Below are 13,896 nucleotides of genomic sequence, written 5' to 3'. Positions count from 1 at the left end.
CGAGACCCTGCGGCGCACACCCGCAGCGCACACCGTGACCGAAGGAGACACATCGCATGGCCCACAGACATGCCGTGACCGGCCGCCGGGCTGCCCTGGCCGCGCTCGGCGCCCTCGTCGCCACCGGCATCCCCGCCGCGGCGGCCGAGCCGGCCCCGGCACCCGGCCCCCCGCCCTCGGCCGCCCAGACCCTCGGCGCCGACCGGCCGTCGCCCGGACTGCTGCGCGCCATGGAGCGCGACCTCGGGCTGACCCCGGCCCAGGCGTCCCGGCGGCTGGTCAACGAGGCGGAGGCCGGAACCCGCGCCGGGCTGCTGCGCAACGCCCTCGGCGAGCGTTTCGCCGGGGCGTGGCTGCGGGGCGCCACCTCGCAGGAGCTCGTGGTGGCCACCACGGACGCCGCGGACGTGTCCGCCATCGAGGCGCAGGGCGCCAAGGCCACCGTCGTGAAGCAGCCGCTGCGCGACCTGCGCGCCGCGAAGGAGAAGCTGGACGCGGCGGCGGCCCGGGTGGCCACCGCGAAGACGCCCCTGTGGTACGTCGACGTGCCGGCCAACCGGGTCGTGGTGCAGGCCGCGAGCAGGAGCGACGCCGCCGGCTTCCTCGAGGCCGCGGGTGTGGACGCCGGGAAGGTGGGCGTCAAGGTCAGCGCGAACCGGCCGCGGCTGCTGGAGGACATCACGGGCGGCGACGCGTACTACATCGACGGCACGGCCCGGTGCTCGGTCGGCTTCTCCGTCACCAAGGGCGAACAGCAGGGCTTCGCCTCGGCGGGCCACTGCGGCAAACCGGGTTCCAAGACCACCGGGCACAACCAGGCGGAGCAGGGCACCTTCCAGGCCTCCACCTTCCCCGGCAAGGACATGTCGTACGTGGCCGTCAACGACCAGTGGACGGCCACGCCGAACGTCAAGGGCGAGGGCGGGCAGGCCCTGCAGGTCACCGGCTCGGTGCAGGCGCTGGTGGGGGCGGCGGTCTGCCGCTCCGGCTCCACCACCGGCTGGCACTGCGGCAAGGTCGAGCAGCACGACACGAGCGTCAGTTACGCCGAGGGCCAGGTCGACGGGCTGACCCAGACGACCGTGTGCGCCGAGCCGGGCGACTCCGGCGGACCGTACGTCTCGGGCGTCCAGGCACAGGGCGTCACCTCCGGCGGCTCCGGCGACTGCACCTCCGGCGGCACGACGTTCTACCAGCCGATCAACGCCCTGCTCGAGGCGTTCGCCCTCACCCTGACGACCGCCGAGGCCGAGGAGGAGGAGCCCGCGCCCCAGGACAACGCCGTGCAGACCTGGGCGGCGGGGCGGGTGTACGAGGCGGGTGCGACGGTGACCCACGCGGGTGTGCGCTACCAGTGCCTGCAGACCCACCAGGCGCAGGGGCCCTGGTCCCCCGTGGGCACGCCGGCGCTGTGGCAGCGGGTGTGACACAGGGTCGGGCCTGCCCGGCGCCGGTGCGGCAGGCACCGGCGCCGGGCGCGTTCCGCTACGCCTCGGCGAGCAGCCGGTACGCCCCGGCCACGAACGGGTCGTGGGCCCGGAAGCGCCGGGTGCACACGGCGGCCAGTGCCGTGCCGGTGTCGGGGCGGAAGCCCAGGAACGCCTGCTGGCCGAGGGTGGCGCCACTGTGGAAGTACATCGGTCCGCCGTCGGTGGGGTGACGGAACCAGGCGATGGTGTGCACGTGCCGGTGCGTCAGCCCGCGGCGGAGCACCGGGCGGCGCACCGCGCGCAGCGCGGCCGCGAGCGAGGGTGACGCCCCCTCGGCACCGGCGGGGTCCAGGTGGGCTTCGAGGAACGCGAGCAGGTCTCCCGGGGTGGCCCGGACCGCGCCCGCCGCCTGGAATCCACCCGCGTCGAAAGCGGGGACGGGGGTCCGGCCGTCCTTGGCGTGCCCCGGGGCGTCCGTTTCCGGGCCGTGGGCGTGCAGGGTGGTGCCGGTCAGGCCGAGCGGGCTCAGGACCTGCTCGGTGAGCAGCCTCTCCCACGGGGTGCCGGTGGCGGCCGCCAGGGCGTGTCCGAGCACGGCGACGCCGTAGTTCGAGTAGCACCACCGGGTGCCGGGGCGGTGACGGGGCCGGTGGCGCAGGAAGGCCCGGACGACCTGCTCGGCCGGGAAGCGGGCGTAGGGGTTGGTGTGCCAGGCGGGCAGCGCGCGCCGCAGGAAGCCGGGCGGCAGGGCCGGGAGGCCGGAGGTGTGCGTGATCAGGTGGGCGAGGGTGACCGGGTGGGCGCCGGCGGGACGGGCGGCGTCGAGGAGGACGGCGGCCGGTTCGCCTCCGGTCAGGGCGCCGCTGTGGATGAGCCGGGCCAGGAGCAGACCGGTGAAGGTCTTGCCGGCCGAGCCGACCTCGTAGCGCAGTGCCTCGCGGGGCAGCGGGCGGCGGCCGGCGGTGCCGCCGCTCATGACGGTGCGCCGGCCGTGGCGGGAGACGGCGAAGACGACGTCGGGGGCGTCCGACCCCTCGACGGCTTCGGCGAGCCGCCGGGCGAGGGACCGCGCCACCCGTCCGTGCACGCCGGGAGCGTCCTCCACGAGAGCGGGGGCCGGGGGGCGGGCCGCTTCGTCGTCGGAGGGCTCGCCCGGCCAGTGCACGGGGGCCGGCCGGGGCTCGAGCGTGGACCGCCCGGTCATGAGGCGCGGGACAGCTCGGACAGGGACCGGGACGTGGCGAGGAACGAGGCGAACGCGGCCACCAGCGTGGGGTGGTAGACGATGTCGAACACCTCGTCGGGCTCGCCCTCGGGCATCGTGCGGATCGCGGGCATCGCGCCGTCGGGCTGCTGGGCGGCCGCGAACGCCTCCCAGGCCGGGGCGTCCAGCGTGGGCCGGGGCAGGCAGGCGTCGACCACCAGCAGCTCGCCGAGCAGGTCCCAGCGCTGCAGGTCCAGCCAGTCGTCGATCCACACCGGCAGCCAGGTGGCGAGGTAGTCGGCGATGCCGGGCGGCAGCCCGTCCGGGTTCTCGCCCCAGTCCGTCAGGTGGAACACCGTGTGCGTGACGTCGTAGGCGGTGTGGCCCTCCACCGTCCAGGGCTCGGGGGTACGGGCCAGCCAGGTCGCGCCCACCAGCTCGGCCTCCGGGGGGCGGGGTGCCAGCCCGAAGCGGCGCTGGAAGGCGGACAGGCCCAGCCGGCGCGTGGGGGTGGTCTCGAAGGCCACCCAGCTCTCCAGCCGGTGGTTCAGTTCGGTGGCCCGCTCGACCTCGGGCTGGCTGTACCCCAGTTCCTTGAACGGCAGGTACACCTCGAAGGGGATGGGCGAGGCGGGCTCGGTGCGCTGTCCGCGCACCAGCATCCGGCCGCCGTCGAGGGTGTCGCGCCAGGTGTGGTCGAGGAGTCGGCGGGCCAGCTGGGCCTGGCGTGAGCCCGCGACGCCCTCGCGGAAGAGCACGCGGCAGATGAGCGCGAGTTCGCCGATGGGCTTGAACCGCTCGAGGAAGCCCGTCTCCGGGTCGACGTCGGGCTCCAGCCGGAAACCGTCGCGGTGGGCCCACAGCCATTCCAGGGCGCGGACCCCGACGTTGTGGATCAGGCGGGTGTCGGTCATCCCAGCACTCCTTGTGCGCCGGGCCGGTCGCGGCGGCCGGGCCGGGCCGCGTCGTCCAGCCGCCCGGTGGTGAGGGCCGCCGCGAAGACGGTCATGAGAGTCGAGTGGTAGTGCACGGTGAAGTCCGGTTCGCCGTCGCTGAGCCCGGCCTCGCGCAGCGCGCCCGAGGGGTGCTGCGCGGCCGCGATCCGCTCCCAGGCGTCCTCGAGCAGCGCGGGCTCGGGCAGTTCGGGCAGGCTCGCCGCCACGGCCAGCAGCTCGCAGCCGAGGTCCCACATCTGCGCGTCCAGACAGGTGTCGAGCCAGGGCGGAAGCCAGTCGGCCAGATAGGCGGCCAGGTCCGGGGGCAGTCCCGCGGGCCCGAGGCGCCCCCAGTCGGTGAGGTGGAACACCACGTGCGTCAGGGCGTATCCGGAGTCGCGCTCGAACGTCCACGGTTCCGGCAGCCCGCCCAGCCAGGTGGCGCGCAGTGCCTGCGGCATGCCGCCCGAGCGGCGCACACCGGTGCGTTCCTCGGCGTTGAGGACGCCGAGCCGGCGGGTGGCGGGCTGTTCGGTGAGCTGCCAGCCGCGGGTGCGGGCCACCAGGGCGGCGGCCGCCTCGTAGCCGGGGTGGCGCAGCCCCGCGGAGGCGAAGGCGGCGTACACCTCCAGCGGGTAGGTGGCGAAGGGCTCCAGGCGCTGCAGACGCACCAGGAGTTCGCCCCGGCCGGTCTCCTGCCAGGCGTGCTCCAGCAGGCCGGCGGCGCGTGCGTGCAGCGGGTCGGAGGCGTCCGTGTTCCGGGACACGGCCGCGCACATCAGGGCGAGTTCGCCGATCGGTTTCCAGCTCCGGTTGACCTCGCCGTCGGCGGCCAGTGCGTCCTCGCCGAGCGTGAAACCGCCACGCCGGTCGCAGATCCAGGCCAGCGCGGCCTCGGCGGGCCGGCGGATCACGCCGGGGTCGAGCGCCGCCGTCACGCGGGTCACGCGGGGGCTCCCGCGCGCGTCAGCGACCGTGCCGCCTGGATCTGCAGAGCCACGAGCGGGTCCTCACCGCCCATCAGCTCCGTGAAGTCGAGGCCGGTGTCCAGGCCCAGCGTGTCCGGGACGCCGTCGAGCAGGGTCAGCCAGCGTCCGGCGCCGGCCGCCTGCCGCCAGTCCCGGCGGCGCACGGCACGGACGAACCCGCGCGCCACGTCGAGGGACCGGCGCCGGGCCACGCGGGCGACCGCGCAGTCCTCGCCGGGCAGGGCGAGCGGGGCCAGGACGGCGAGTTGGTGGGTGAGGGACTGCCAGCTCGCGTCGGCGAGGGCGTCCGCGTCGGGTTCCGTCTGCGTGGCGTGGGGGGTGGCGTCGACGTAGGAGGGGTCGAGCCGGCGCATCGTGCGCCGCATCGCCCAGTGACTCCACAGGACGGTGGGTGCGGCGTCCGCGCGGGGCGGGTAGGCCTCCACCGCCTTGCGGAACACGGCCAGTTGGTCGGGCAGGGGCGCGGCGTGCAGGAGGACGCTCGGCAGCAGCGCGTCGGATCCCAGCACGCGCACGGCCGCGACGGCCAGACCCTCGGCTTCCCCGCCGGCCGCCGCGAAGGCGGCCGACGGGGTGTGGTCCCCGCTCCGAAGAGCGGAGACCACACCGGAAGCGAGGTCCCGCACCGCGCCCTGCAGGAGGGTCGAGGTGCCAGACTGCTCCATTGACTACTCCTGTCTCCGTTAGCCCTTCTTAGGGCGCGGGGTGGGCGGCGACAGAAGGAGCTTCGTCGCGCCCGACTGCAGCGCGAGCGCTGCGCACTGACGGCTGTCGCGGTAGACGCCGTCGAGTTCTGCCGGGTCGAGTGCCGCCTCGATGTCGACGCTCGGGACACCGGTCAGTTCCTTGGTGACCTTTTCCGTGGAAGGCATAGCACCATCTCCTTGAGCTGAAGCGAGTACCTTCACCATTCGGATCTCCGGAATCGGACAAAGCATGCCAAATTTCTCAGAATTCACTTCAGTAACATCTTCAACATCTCATCCGCGAGGAACCGCCTCGCGCGCCACGACCCGCAGGGTCCGCACGGCGGGGTCGGCCGCGTCCGGGATGAGCACGCCGTGCTCGACGCCGCTGCGCAGGTAGTCCACCACCTCGTCGGTGATGACCTCGCCCGGCGCGATCGCGGGCACACCGGGCGGGTAGGGGCTGACCAGCTCGGCGGAGATCCGCCCCGCGGCCCGCTCGGCGGGCACGTGCTCGACCGGGGCGAAGAACGCCGCGCGGGGCAGCATCGCCTGCTCCAGCTCCAGCGTGGCCGGTTCCGGCAGCCGGACCGACGGTCGCCGCTCCATCGAGTCGGCGTGCTCCACCAGCCCGCGCAGGGCGTCCACCAGGACCTGCTCGGTCTCGTCGTCGTCGGCGTAGGTGATCGAGGCGCTGATCCGGCAGGTGTCCGAACCGCCGACGTCCACGTGCCGGTGGGTGCGCAGCCACTCGGCGGCCTGCATCCCGCTCACGCCGAGCTTGCGCACGTCGATCACGAGCTTGAGCGGATCGAAGGAGGCGGCGAGCCCCTCCTCCACGATCTCCCCGCCCATCGGCCGCAACCCCGGGAGGTCGGCCACCGCCGCCCGGATCCGGTCGACCCGGCGCAGCGCCGTCTCCAGCAGCCCGTGCCCCTGCTCGACCATCTGGCGGCGCCAGCCGTCGAGCGTGGCGAACACCAGGGACGAGGCGCTGGTGGTCCCCAGCAGGTCCTCCCGCTGCTTGAGCACCTCGGGCGAGACCCGGTCGTACTGGAGGTGGAAGACGGAGCTCTGCTCCACCGCCCCGCCCATCTTGTGCACGCTGGTCACCACCAGGTCGGCCTCGGCGTCCATGCCCCACGCGGGCAGCTCGGGGTGGAAGGGCAGATGGGCGCCCCACGCCTCGTCGACGATGAGGGGCACGTCGAACTCGTGGCAGACCCGGGCCACGCCCCGGACGTCCGCGCAGGATCCCCAGTCGGTGGGCGTGATGAGCAGCATGCCCTTGGCGTCGGGGTGCTCCCGCAGCCGCCGGCGCACGTCGTCGGGCTCGGGCGGATGGGCCACGTGCCGTTCGGTGTCGAACTTCGGGTGCACCCAGATCGGTTCGACGCCGTTGACGACGACGGCCGCGATCACCGACTTGTGGGCGTTGCGCGACAGCAGCAGCTTCTCCCCGGGCCCGGCCACCGACAGCATGGCCGTCTTCACGGACAGGGAGCTGCCGCAGGTGGAGAAGAAGGCGTGCTCGGCACCGACGGCGTCGGCCATCAGCTCCTGCGCCTGACCGATCACGTCCTGCGACTGGCGCCGGTCGTCGAGGCCGTTGAGGGAGAGCACGTCGGAGCGGAACACGTCCATCCCGACGATCTCGGCGACCCGGGGGTCCACTCCCCTGCCCTGCTTGTGGCCGGGCGGGCCGTAGGCGATGTCGCCCCGGCGCCGGAACTCCTGCAGCGCCTCCAGCACGGGCACGCGCGAGTGGTCCATGGTCGTACCTCCCGAGTACGGCCCGCCCGGCCGCCGCACGCCGGCCGCGCGGCCGGGACCGGGCGGGCACACCGACCGTGTTGCACTGCGCCACCGGACGAAACACGCACGGTGTCGACGCGCCGGACCGTGAAACCCGCTCCGGGGTGCCGAGGCCGAGGAGGAGTACGTGACCGACATACGTGACGACGTGCACGAGTCCGTCCGCGCGCAGGTGGCGGCCCGGGCCGACGCCCTGTGGGACGTGGCCCTGCGGCTGCACGCGGATCCCGAGTGCGCCTTCGCCGAGCACCGCGCGGCGGCCCTGCTCTCCGGTGAGCTGGAGCGCGCCGGGTTCGCCGTGGAGCGGGGCGTGGCGGGGATGCCCACCGCGTTCACCGGGCGCTCGGGTCTGGGCCGGCCTGCCGTGGCACTCCTGATGGAGTACGACGCCCTGCCCGGTCTGGGGCACGCCTGCGGCCACAACCTCATCGCGGCGGCGGGCCTGGGAGCGGCCCTGGCGGTGGCCGCGGCCGTGCCCGCGTCCGCGGGCGCGGTGCTGGCCGTGGGCACGCCGGCGGAGGAAGGCGGCGGCGGCAAGGCCCTGGAGGTGGAGGCCGGGGTCTTCGACGACGTCGACGCGGCGCTGATGTTCCACCCGGGGGTGTACAGCTGGGTCCGGGCGCCGCTGACCGCGCAGGTGCAGTACCGGGTGGCCTTCCACGGCCGCGCCGCCCACCCCACCGGCAACCCGACGGAGGGAATCGACGCGCTGGCGGCCCTCGTGGAGCTGTTCAACGTGCTGGCCGTGCTGGGGCGGCGGCTGCCGGAGGGCTCGCACGTCCAGGGCATCGTCACCCACGGCGGCACCGCCACCAACATCGTCCCGGACTTCGCGCAGGGGCTGTTCGGGCTGCGGGCGGCCACCACCGGGGCGCTGGACGAGCTGACGGAGCGGCTGCGGATGTGCGCCGACGGCGTCGCCCGGGCCACGGGCACCACCGCCGAGGTGGAACGGGCCACCGTGCGCTACGAGCACTTCCGGGACAGCTTCGCGCTGTCCGAGCGGTTCGCCGCGCACCTGGCCGGGGCCGGGATCCCGCTGTCGCCGCCGGTGCCCGGCGTGTACCTGGGGTCGTCCGACATCGGCAACGTCAGTGCCCGCGTGCCCGCCATCCACCCGTTCGTCGCGATCATGGGCGAGGACGGCGCCGACCACACTCCTCGGTTCGCCGAGGCCGCCGCCTCCCCCCGCGCCCGGGACGTGCTCCTCGCCGTGACGCGGGCGCTCGCCTGCACCGCCGCCGACGTGCTGCTGTCCGAAGAGCTGCGCACGCGGGCGTGGGCCGGGCACCGTACGGCGTGAGTGGTCCACCCCGGCCGGGGAACCCGGCGTGTCACTGAGTCCACCGACACCCTGGAGAGGGCCATGAGTCTGTTGCGCGTGCTCGGCCGCCCCATGCTGGCCTCGATGTTCCTGGCGGGCGGGATGAACTCCGTCCGCGATCCGAAACAGGTCGCCGAAGCCGCCGAGCCGGTCGTCAAACCCGTCGCCGACCGGGTGTCCGTGCTGCCGGACCGCACCGAACAGGCGGTGCGGCTCAACGGCGCGGTGCAGGTGGTGGCCGGTCTGATGCTGGCCACCGGGCGCATGCCGCGGCCGGCCGCGCTGGCCATCGCGGCCACACTGGTGCCCACGACGCTGGCCGGGCACCGCTTCTGGGAGACGGAGGACCCCGCCGAGCGGGCCCAGCAGCGCATCCACTTCCTGAAGAACCTGTCCATGCTGGGCGGCCTGCTCATCGCGGCCGACGACACCGGTTCACGCCCCTCGCTGCTGTGGCGCGGCAGCCACGCCGCTCGCGGGGCGCGGCGGGACGCGGGCCTGGTGCGGCGCTCGGTGCGCGCCACCGCCCGCCCGGCCGCCACGGCCGGCCGGGTCCGGGCCAGGCTGCCCGTCTGAGCCGCCCCTCGCGGGCGGCCCGCGCGTTAGCCCCTGAGGGCCCAGGGGGACCCGGGGGCAGGAGGTGAAGGACATGGGACACGGAGGAAACGTCATCGACGAGCTGGTGACCGACCACCGCGAGGTCGAGGAGATGTTCGGCAGGATCGAGGCCCTGCCGCCCGGCCACGAGGACCGCAAGGTCTACGCGGACCAGGTCACCATGGAGCTCGTGCGGCACTCGGTGGCCGAGGAGGCCTACCTCTACCCGGCCGTGCGCGAGCACGTGGCCGGCGGGGACGCCCTCGCCGACCGGGAACTGCAGGACCACGCCACGGCCGAGCAGATCATGAAGGACCTGGAGGGCTGTGACGCGGGCGACGCCGAGTTCGACCGGCTCGTCGGCATGCTGATGAGCGAGATCCGCTCGCACATCGCCGACGAGGAGGGCAACCTCTTCCCGGCGCTGCGCGCGGTGTGCCCGCCGGACGCGCTGGACGAGCTGGGTGAGAAGGTCCGCAAGGCCAAGAAGGCCGCCCCGACCCGTCCCCACCCGGCCGCCCCCGACAAGCCTCCGGCGAACAAGCTCCTGAACCCGGGAGCCGGCATGGTCGACCGGCTGCGGGACGCCCTGTCCGGCCGGGGCACGTTCGGGTAGCGCATCCGCATCCCCCATCCGAAGGGCCCGTCGCCCGGCGACGGGCCCTTCGCCGTGCCTGTGGCCGCCGTCACGTGGAGTGACCTCCGCGCGCCGCGTGACCATCGACTGTGATCAACCCCACGCGAGGCCGCAAGCGGCTCTCGGACACGGGGGGGTTGGGGCCGCAGCGGGCGGCCGGCGCGGCGCCCGGGAACGGACCGGGGGTCGCCCTCTGTCACGATGGTCCGCGCCGTGATCCGGCGAGGGGAGCCACCGCGCAGCGCCGCCGGTGTTCTCGTTCCCCGCCCTCCTTTCTGCCGAGTCCCCGACTCCTCCTGCGAGTACCGTCCTGTGTCTTCGTCGCCCTCCCCTGCCCGGCCCCCCTCCCGGTCTCCCTGGCGGTCGCTGAGGTACCGCAGCATGCGCTGGTGGTCCGCCGCGAACTTCGTGTCGAACGCCGGCACGTGGATGCAGCTGACCGTGCAGAACCTGCTGGTCCTGCAGATCACCGGTTCGGCGGCCGCGACCGGGCTCTCCATGTCGGTGCAGGCCGCGCCCGCACTGCTGATCAGTGTGTTCGGCGGCGCGGTCGTCGACCGGTGGCCCCGGAAACCGACGGCCGCCGTGAGCCAGGCGCTGCTCGGGACGATCGCGTTCACCACGGCCGTCCTCGTGGCGCTGGACCGGATCGACATGACCTCGCTGATGGTGCTGGCCGCGCTCACGGGTGTCGTCGCCACCGTCGACAACCCGGCGTGCGCGCTGCTCGGCAACGACCTCGTCCCGCCGGAGGACGTCCCCTCGGCCATCGGGGTCGGGGCACTGGTGCATCAGGCGGGCAGACTCGTCGGCGCGGCCCTGGCCGGGGTGGCGGTCGGATTCCTCGGCACCTCGGCCGCGTACTTCGCCAACGGCCTGTCGTTCCTGTTCGTTGCCTCGGTCATCCCGTTCCTGCGCCCGGCGCCCGGCGCGGAGCGGCAGGTCACCCGGGGTCCGGCTGCCGGGGACGGGCCCTGCGCCGGCCTCACCGCGCGGGAGGGCCTGGCGTTCTTCGCGCGCCGCCCGCGGCTGGTCGCGCTCGCCGGGGTGACCGGGATCAGCGCGGTGTTCGGCCGCAACTACGGGCTCACCCTGGCAGTGCTGGTGACCGGGCCGCTCGCGGGGAGTGCCGCCGCGTTCGGCACGGTGTCGACCGTGCTCGCCCTCGGCGGCATCCTCGGTGCGGTGCTCGGCGCCCGGCTGCGGCGTCCGTCGGTCCGGCTGGTGGGGGCCCTCGCTGCGGCGGGCGCGCTGCTGCAGGTGGTGGCGGGTCTGTCGCCGTCGGTGGCGGTGCTGCTCGTGCTGGTGCTGCCGATGGCCGTCGTGGAGTCCGTCTCCGACACCGCCGGCACGTCCGTGCTCCAGACCGACCCGCCCGCCCGTCTGCGCGGACGCGTGCTGGGGGTGTGGGGCAGCATCGGCACGGTGTGGGGCCTCGGCGGCCCGCCCGCGCTGGGTCTGCTGATGGAGCTGGCCGGGGCGCGCGGCGCCCTCGTCACCGGTGGGCTGATCATCGCCGGCTCGATCGGTGCCGGATACGTGCTGCGGCGGCGCCGAGCCCTGACGCCGGTGCCGCTGCGCCGGGAACAGGACGACGTCCCGGGCCGCCCGGCCCTGAGCACGGCGGCCTGAGAGGAGCGGCCCGCCGGACCCCGCGGAATCCGCCCGGCCGGGCCGAGCCGGCCGCCCGCCCCGGACCGGGCCGGTGTGCCGTCGAGCGCCCGGGAGTCCCGCGATGCCGGCCGAGGTGAGCGCGGACGTCCCGGCCCGGCACCGGCCTGCCGTGCCCCGCGCCGGCTCGATCGGCGCCGGATACGTCCTGCGGCGGTGCCGGGCCCTGACGCCGGTGCCGCTGCGCCGGGAACAGGACGACGTCCCGGGCCGCCCGGCCCTGAGCACGGCGGCCTGAGAGGAGCGACCCGCCGGACCCCGCGGAATCCGCCCAGCCGGACCGGGCCGGTGTGCCGTCGAGCGCCCGGGAGTCCCACGATGCCGGCCGAGGTGAGCGCGGACGTCCCGGCCCGGCACCGGCCTGCCGTGCCCCGGGCCGGCTCGATCGGCCCGGGCGGGCAGGGCGAGGGTGCGGCTGAGCGAGTCCAGCCGGGCTCGTGAGCCCTCCTCCCCCGGCTCGTCCGCCGGCGCGCCCGCTGACCCCGCCCGGGCCGGCACGCCGGGCCCGCGGGGCGGCGCGCCGTTCCGGGCGCGTCCGCACGGCAGCCGTGCCGGTTAGGACCCGGACGGGCGCAGGGCGGCCTTGGCGGCCTTGGCCGCCCTGCGGGCCAGGAGGGTCGTGGAGCGGCCGTCCAGGTAGGGCAGGACCACCGCCTGGCCGCCCCAGGTGCGCAGGACCTCCGCCTCGGGGAGGTCCTGGACGGAGTAGTCGCCGCCCTTGACCCAGACGTCGGGCCGCAGCCGGGCCAGGACGGCCTCGGGGGTGTCCTCCTCGAACACCGCGACGGCGTCCACGCTGCCGAGCGCCGCCAGGACCCGGGCCCGGTCGGCCGCCGGGTTGAGCGGACGGCCCGGGCCCTTGCGGCGGGCGACGGACGCGTCGGAGTTCAGGCACACGATGAGGCAGTCGCCGATGCGCCGGGCGCTCTCCAGCAGCCCCACGTGACCGGCGTGCACCAGGTCGAAGCAGCCGCCGGTGGCGACGACGGTGCCGCCGCGGGCGCGGACGCTCTCCGCGAGGGCGAACGCGTCCGACGCCGGGTCGCCGGCGGGACCGGGCACCGGCTCGGTGCGCCACAGGTCGGGGTTGCCCGCCCCGCCCGCGGCGACGAACGCGGCCGCCTCGGCGACGGCCCGTTGCAGGGCCTCCTCCGGAAGCAGTCCGTCGGCGAGGGCCGCCGCCGTCGTCGCCGCGAAGCAGTCGCCCGCCCCGCACGGGTCGCCGTCGGCCCGGTAGGGCACGGGGACGAGCATCGGCGTGGCCGAGCCGGGCCGGGTGAGCAGGACACCGCGTTCGCCGAGGGTGACGGCGACACCGGCGGCGCGCCACAACTCGGCCAGGTGGGCCCCGCGCTCGGCGTAGGCGCCCAGGGACGTCTCACCGGAGCCGGGGTGCAGGGCCCGTGCCTCCGCCGCGTTGGGGGTGACCAGCCGTGCTCCGGGCACCGGCGGGTCGCCCTTGGGGTGCGGGTCCCACACCAGGGGCGTGCGGCGCGCGACGTCCTCCAGGAGCGGGCGCAGGGCGCCCGCGGTGCGGCGGCCGTAGTCGGCGACCAGGACGGCGCGGGCGTTCGCGAGCGCCTCGCGGACCGCGTCGCCGGGTTCGCCGGGGATGCCGCCGCCGCGGTCGATGCGGACGACGGGGCGGCCGTCCGCGAGGACGCGGGTCTTGACCGGCAGGGTGCCGTTCAGCGGGATCTCCAGCAGCCGGACCCGGTCGCGCAGGTCGCGCCGTACCGCCTCGCTGGCCTCGTCGTCGCCGAGGGCGGTCACCAGAACCACGTCCCGGCCGCCGCGCGCGGCCAGCGCCGCGGCCAGTCCCGCGCCGCCGGGGTGGCGACGGTCGCCGGTGACGTCGACGACGGGGGCGGGGGCGTCCGGGGCGAGGCGGGTCGCGACGCCCTCGATGTCCTCGTCGAGGAGGACGTCACCGACGACGGCGAGGGGTTTCGGGCCGGTCATGAGGTGCTCCCGCGGGTGAGGACGGTGCGCCGGGCCAGGGGCGCCGACACGGCCGTGTCGAAGCACTCGCACAGCAGGTGGACGGCGACCAGGTGCGTCTCCTGGACGTTGGCGCTGCTGGCGGCGTCGACGCACAGCGCCTCGTCGGCGGCCTCCGCCAGCGGGTTGGGGCCCGGGCCGGTGAGGGCCCACACGCGCAGACCGGCCTGGCGGGCGGTCACGGCGGCGGCGAGGAGGTTGGCGCTGCGGCCGGAGGTGGACAGCAGCATCAGGACGTCGCCGGGACGGCCGTGCGCGGCGACCTGGCGGGCGTAGACCTGGTCGAAGCCGTAGTCGTTGCCGATGGCGGTCATGCTGGAGGTCTCGGCGTGCAGGGAGATGGCCGAGTAGGCGCGGCGTTCGCGGCGGTAACGGCCGACGAGCTCGGCGGTGAGGTGCTGGGCCTGGGCGGCGCTGCCGCCGTTGCCCGCGGCGAGCAGCCGGCCGCCGCCGCCGAGGACGTCGGCGAGCCGGGCGCCCCAGTCGGCGACGCGGTCCAGGCCGTCCCGGCGGAACCGGCCGAGGGCCTCCTCCAGCGACCGGCAGTGCAGGCGGGCGGCGTCGAGGCCGGACTGTGCGGGGGATTCGCTCATGCGGATCGGGCGCA

The 13,896-nt window shown here is 75.4% G+C and carries 14 protein-coding genes; 6 read left to right on the top strand and 8 right to left on the bottom strand.

The features are described 5' to 3' along the window. The first annotated feature begins 56 nt into the window (after positions 1 to 56). Entirely contained in the window at positions 57 to 1,427 is a 1,371-nt protein-coding gene (locus Q5694_RS02570) for an alpha-lytic protease prodomain-containing protein (protein ID WP_333930294.1), read from the top strand. A gap of 58 nt (positions 1,428 to 1,485) precedes the next feature. Here the strand turns inward: Q5694_RS02570 and Q5694_RS02565 are convergent, their stop codons facing one another. The 6 genes from Q5694_RS02565 to Q5694_RS02540 all read right to left on the bottom strand — a co-directional run bounded on the left by Q5694_RS02565 (position 1,486) and on the right by Q5694_RS02540 (position 7,017). After that, entirely contained in the window at positions 1,486 to 2,634 is a 1,149-nt protein-coding gene (locus Q5694_RS02565; protein WP_333930293.1) for a serine hydrolase domain-containing protein, read from the bottom strand. Continuing rightward, a complete protein-coding gene (locus Q5694_RS02560; protein WP_333930292.1) occupies positions 2,631 to 3,548 on the bottom strand; it encodes a DUF6895 family protein in 918 nt (305 codons plus the stop codon). Before Q5694_RS02560 ends, Q5694_RS02565 begins: the two co-directional genes overlap by 4 nt. Continuing rightward, complete coding sequence (locus Q5694_RS02555) at positions 3,545 to 4,507, bottom strand: DUF6895 family protein (protein ID WP_333930567.1); 963 nt, start codon at positions 4,505 to 4,507, stop codon at positions 3,545 to 3,547. The genes Q5694_RS02560 and Q5694_RS02555 overlap by 4 nt, the downstream gene beginning before the upstream one ends. Before the next feature lie 5 nt (positions 4,508 to 4,512). Beyond that, positions 4,513 to 5,223, bottom strand: a complete 711-nt coding sequence (locus Q5694_RS02550) for a hypothetical protein (RefSeq protein WP_333930291.1) — start codon at positions 5,221 to 5,223, stop codon at positions 4,513 to 4,515. A gap of 18 nt (positions 5,224 to 5,241) precedes the next feature. After that, positions 5,242 to 5,430 (bottom strand): hypothetical protein, encoded by a 189-nt coding sequence (locus Q5694_RS02545; protein WP_333930290.1) that lies wholly within the window; start codon positions 5,428 to 5,430, stop codon positions 5,242 to 5,244. 108 nt (positions 5,431 to 5,538) lie between these two features. Further along, positions 5,539 to 7,017 carry an aminotransferase class I/II-fold pyridoxal phosphate-dependent enzyme gene (locus Q5694_RS02540; RefSeq protein ID WP_333930289.1) on the bottom strand — a complete coding sequence of 493 codons (1,479 nt, stop codon included), beginning with the start codon at positions 7,015 to 7,017 and terminating at the stop codon, positions 5,539 to 5,541. Positions 7,018 to 7,186: 169 nt separating this feature from the next. Between Q5694_RS02540 and Q5694_RS02535 the strand changes: the two genes are divergently transcribed. The 5 genes from Q5694_RS02535 to Q5694_RS02515 all read left to right on the top strand — a co-directional run bounded on the left by Q5694_RS02535 (position 7,187) and on the right by Q5694_RS02515 (position 11,526). Continuing rightward, positions 7,187 to 8,362 (top strand): amidohydrolase, encoded by a 1,176-nt coding sequence (locus tag Q5694_RS02535; RefSeq protein ID WP_333930288.1) that lies wholly within the window; start codon positions 7,187 to 7,189, stop codon positions 8,360 to 8,362. Positions 8,363 to 8,425: 63 nt separating this feature from the next. Then, positions 8,426 to 8,959: a DoxX family protein gene (locus Q5694_RS02530; protein WP_333930287.1), complete on the top strand. Its 534-nt coding sequence runs from the start codon at positions 8,426 to 8,428 to the stop codon at positions 8,957 to 8,959. 73 nt (positions 8,960 to 9,032) lie between these two features. Beyond that, positions 9,033 to 9,596, top strand: a complete 564-nt coding sequence (locus Q5694_RS02525) for a hemerythrin domain-containing protein (protein WP_333930286.1) — start codon at positions 9,033 to 9,035, stop codon at positions 9,594 to 9,596. A 333-nt stretch (positions 9,597 to 9,929) separates the two neighbouring features. Continuing rightward, positions 9,930 to 11,249, top strand: a complete 1,320-nt coding sequence (locus Q5694_RS02520) for an MFS transporter (protein WP_333930285.1) — start codon at positions 9,930 to 9,932, stop codon at positions 11,247 to 11,249. Between the two features lie 103 nt (positions 11,250 to 11,352). Further along, entirely contained in the window at positions 11,353 to 11,526 is a 174-nt protein-coding gene (locus Q5694_RS02515; RefSeq protein WP_333930284.1) for a hypothetical protein, read from the top strand. A gap of 317 nt (positions 11,527 to 11,843) precedes the next feature. Here the strand turns inward: Q5694_RS02515 and rfaE2 are convergent, their stop codons facing one another. Together rfaE2 and Q5694_RS02505 are read right to left on the bottom strand one after the other, a co-directional pair. Then, positions 11,844 to 13,250: a D-glycero-beta-D-manno-heptose 1-phosphate adenylyltransferase gene (gene rfaE2 / locus Q5694_RS02510; RefSeq protein ID WP_333930283.1), complete on the bottom strand. Its 1,407-nt coding sequence runs from the start codon at positions 13,248 to 13,250 to the stop codon at positions 11,844 to 11,846. Beyond that, entirely contained in the window at positions 13,247 to 13,882 is a 636-nt protein-coding gene (locus Q5694_RS02505) for a D-sedoheptulose-7-phosphate isomerase (RefSeq protein WP_333930282.1), read from the bottom strand. Before Q5694_RS02505 ends, rfaE2 begins: the two co-directional genes overlap by 4 nt. Positions 13,883 to 13,896: the final 14 nt, after the last annotated feature.

Origin of the sequence: Streptomyces sp. AHA2, from assembly GCF_036857595.1 — a bacterium.
In the GTDB taxonomy this organism is placed as follows: domain Bacteria; phylum Actinomycetota; class Actinomycetes; order Streptomycetales; family Streptomycetaceae; genus Streptomyces.
Note: the sequence above shows the minus strand (reverse complement) of the source record. Positions and strands in the feature narration are given on the sequence as shown.

Excerpts from the sequence above, each read along its gene's own strand:
- Q5694_RS02570 (WP_333930294.1), top strand. The coding sequence starts at position 57 with ATGGCCCACAGACATGCCGTGACCGGCCGCCGGGCTGCCCTGGCCGCG.
- Q5694_RS02565 (WP_333930293.1), bottom strand. The coding sequence starts at position 2,634 with ATGACCGGGCGGTCCACGCTCGAGCCCCGGCCGGCCCCCGTGCACTGG.
- Q5694_RS02560 (WP_333930292.1), bottom strand. The coding sequence starts at position 3,548 with ATGACCGACACCCGCCTGATCCACAACGTCGGGGTCCGCGCCCTGGAA.
- Q5694_RS02550 (WP_333930291.1), bottom strand. The coding sequence starts at position 5,223 with ATGGAGCAGTCTGGCACCTCGACCCTCCTGCAGGGCGCGGTGCGGGAC.
- Q5694_RS02545 (WP_333930290.1), bottom strand. The coding sequence starts at position 5,430 with ATGCCTTCCACGGAAAAGGTCACCAAGGAACTGACCGGTGTCCCGAGC.
- Q5694_RS02540 (WP_333930289.1), bottom strand. The coding sequence starts at position 7,017 with ATGGACCACTCGCGCGTGCCCGTGCTGGAGGCGCTGCAGGAGTTCCGG.
- Q5694_RS02530 (WP_333930287.1), top strand. The coding sequence starts at position 8,426 with ATGAGTCTGTTGCGCGTGCTCGGCCGCCCCATGCTGGCCTCGATGTTC.
- Q5694_RS02525 (WP_333930286.1), top strand. The coding sequence starts at position 9,033 with ATGGGACACGGAGGAAACGTCATCGACGAGCTGGTGACCGACCACCGC.
- Q5694_RS02515 (WP_333930284.1), top strand. The coding sequence starts at position 11,353 with ATGCCGGCCGAGGTGAGCGCGGACGTCCCGGCCCGGCACCGGCCTGCC.
- rfaE2 (WP_333930283.1), bottom strand. The coding sequence starts at position 13,250 with ATGACCGGCCCGAAACCCCTCGCCGTCGTCGGTGACGTCCTCCTCGAC.
- Q5694_RS02505 (WP_333930282.1), bottom strand. The coding sequence starts at position 13,882 with ATGAGCGAATCCCCCGCACAGTCCGGCCTCGACGCCGCCCGCCTGCAC.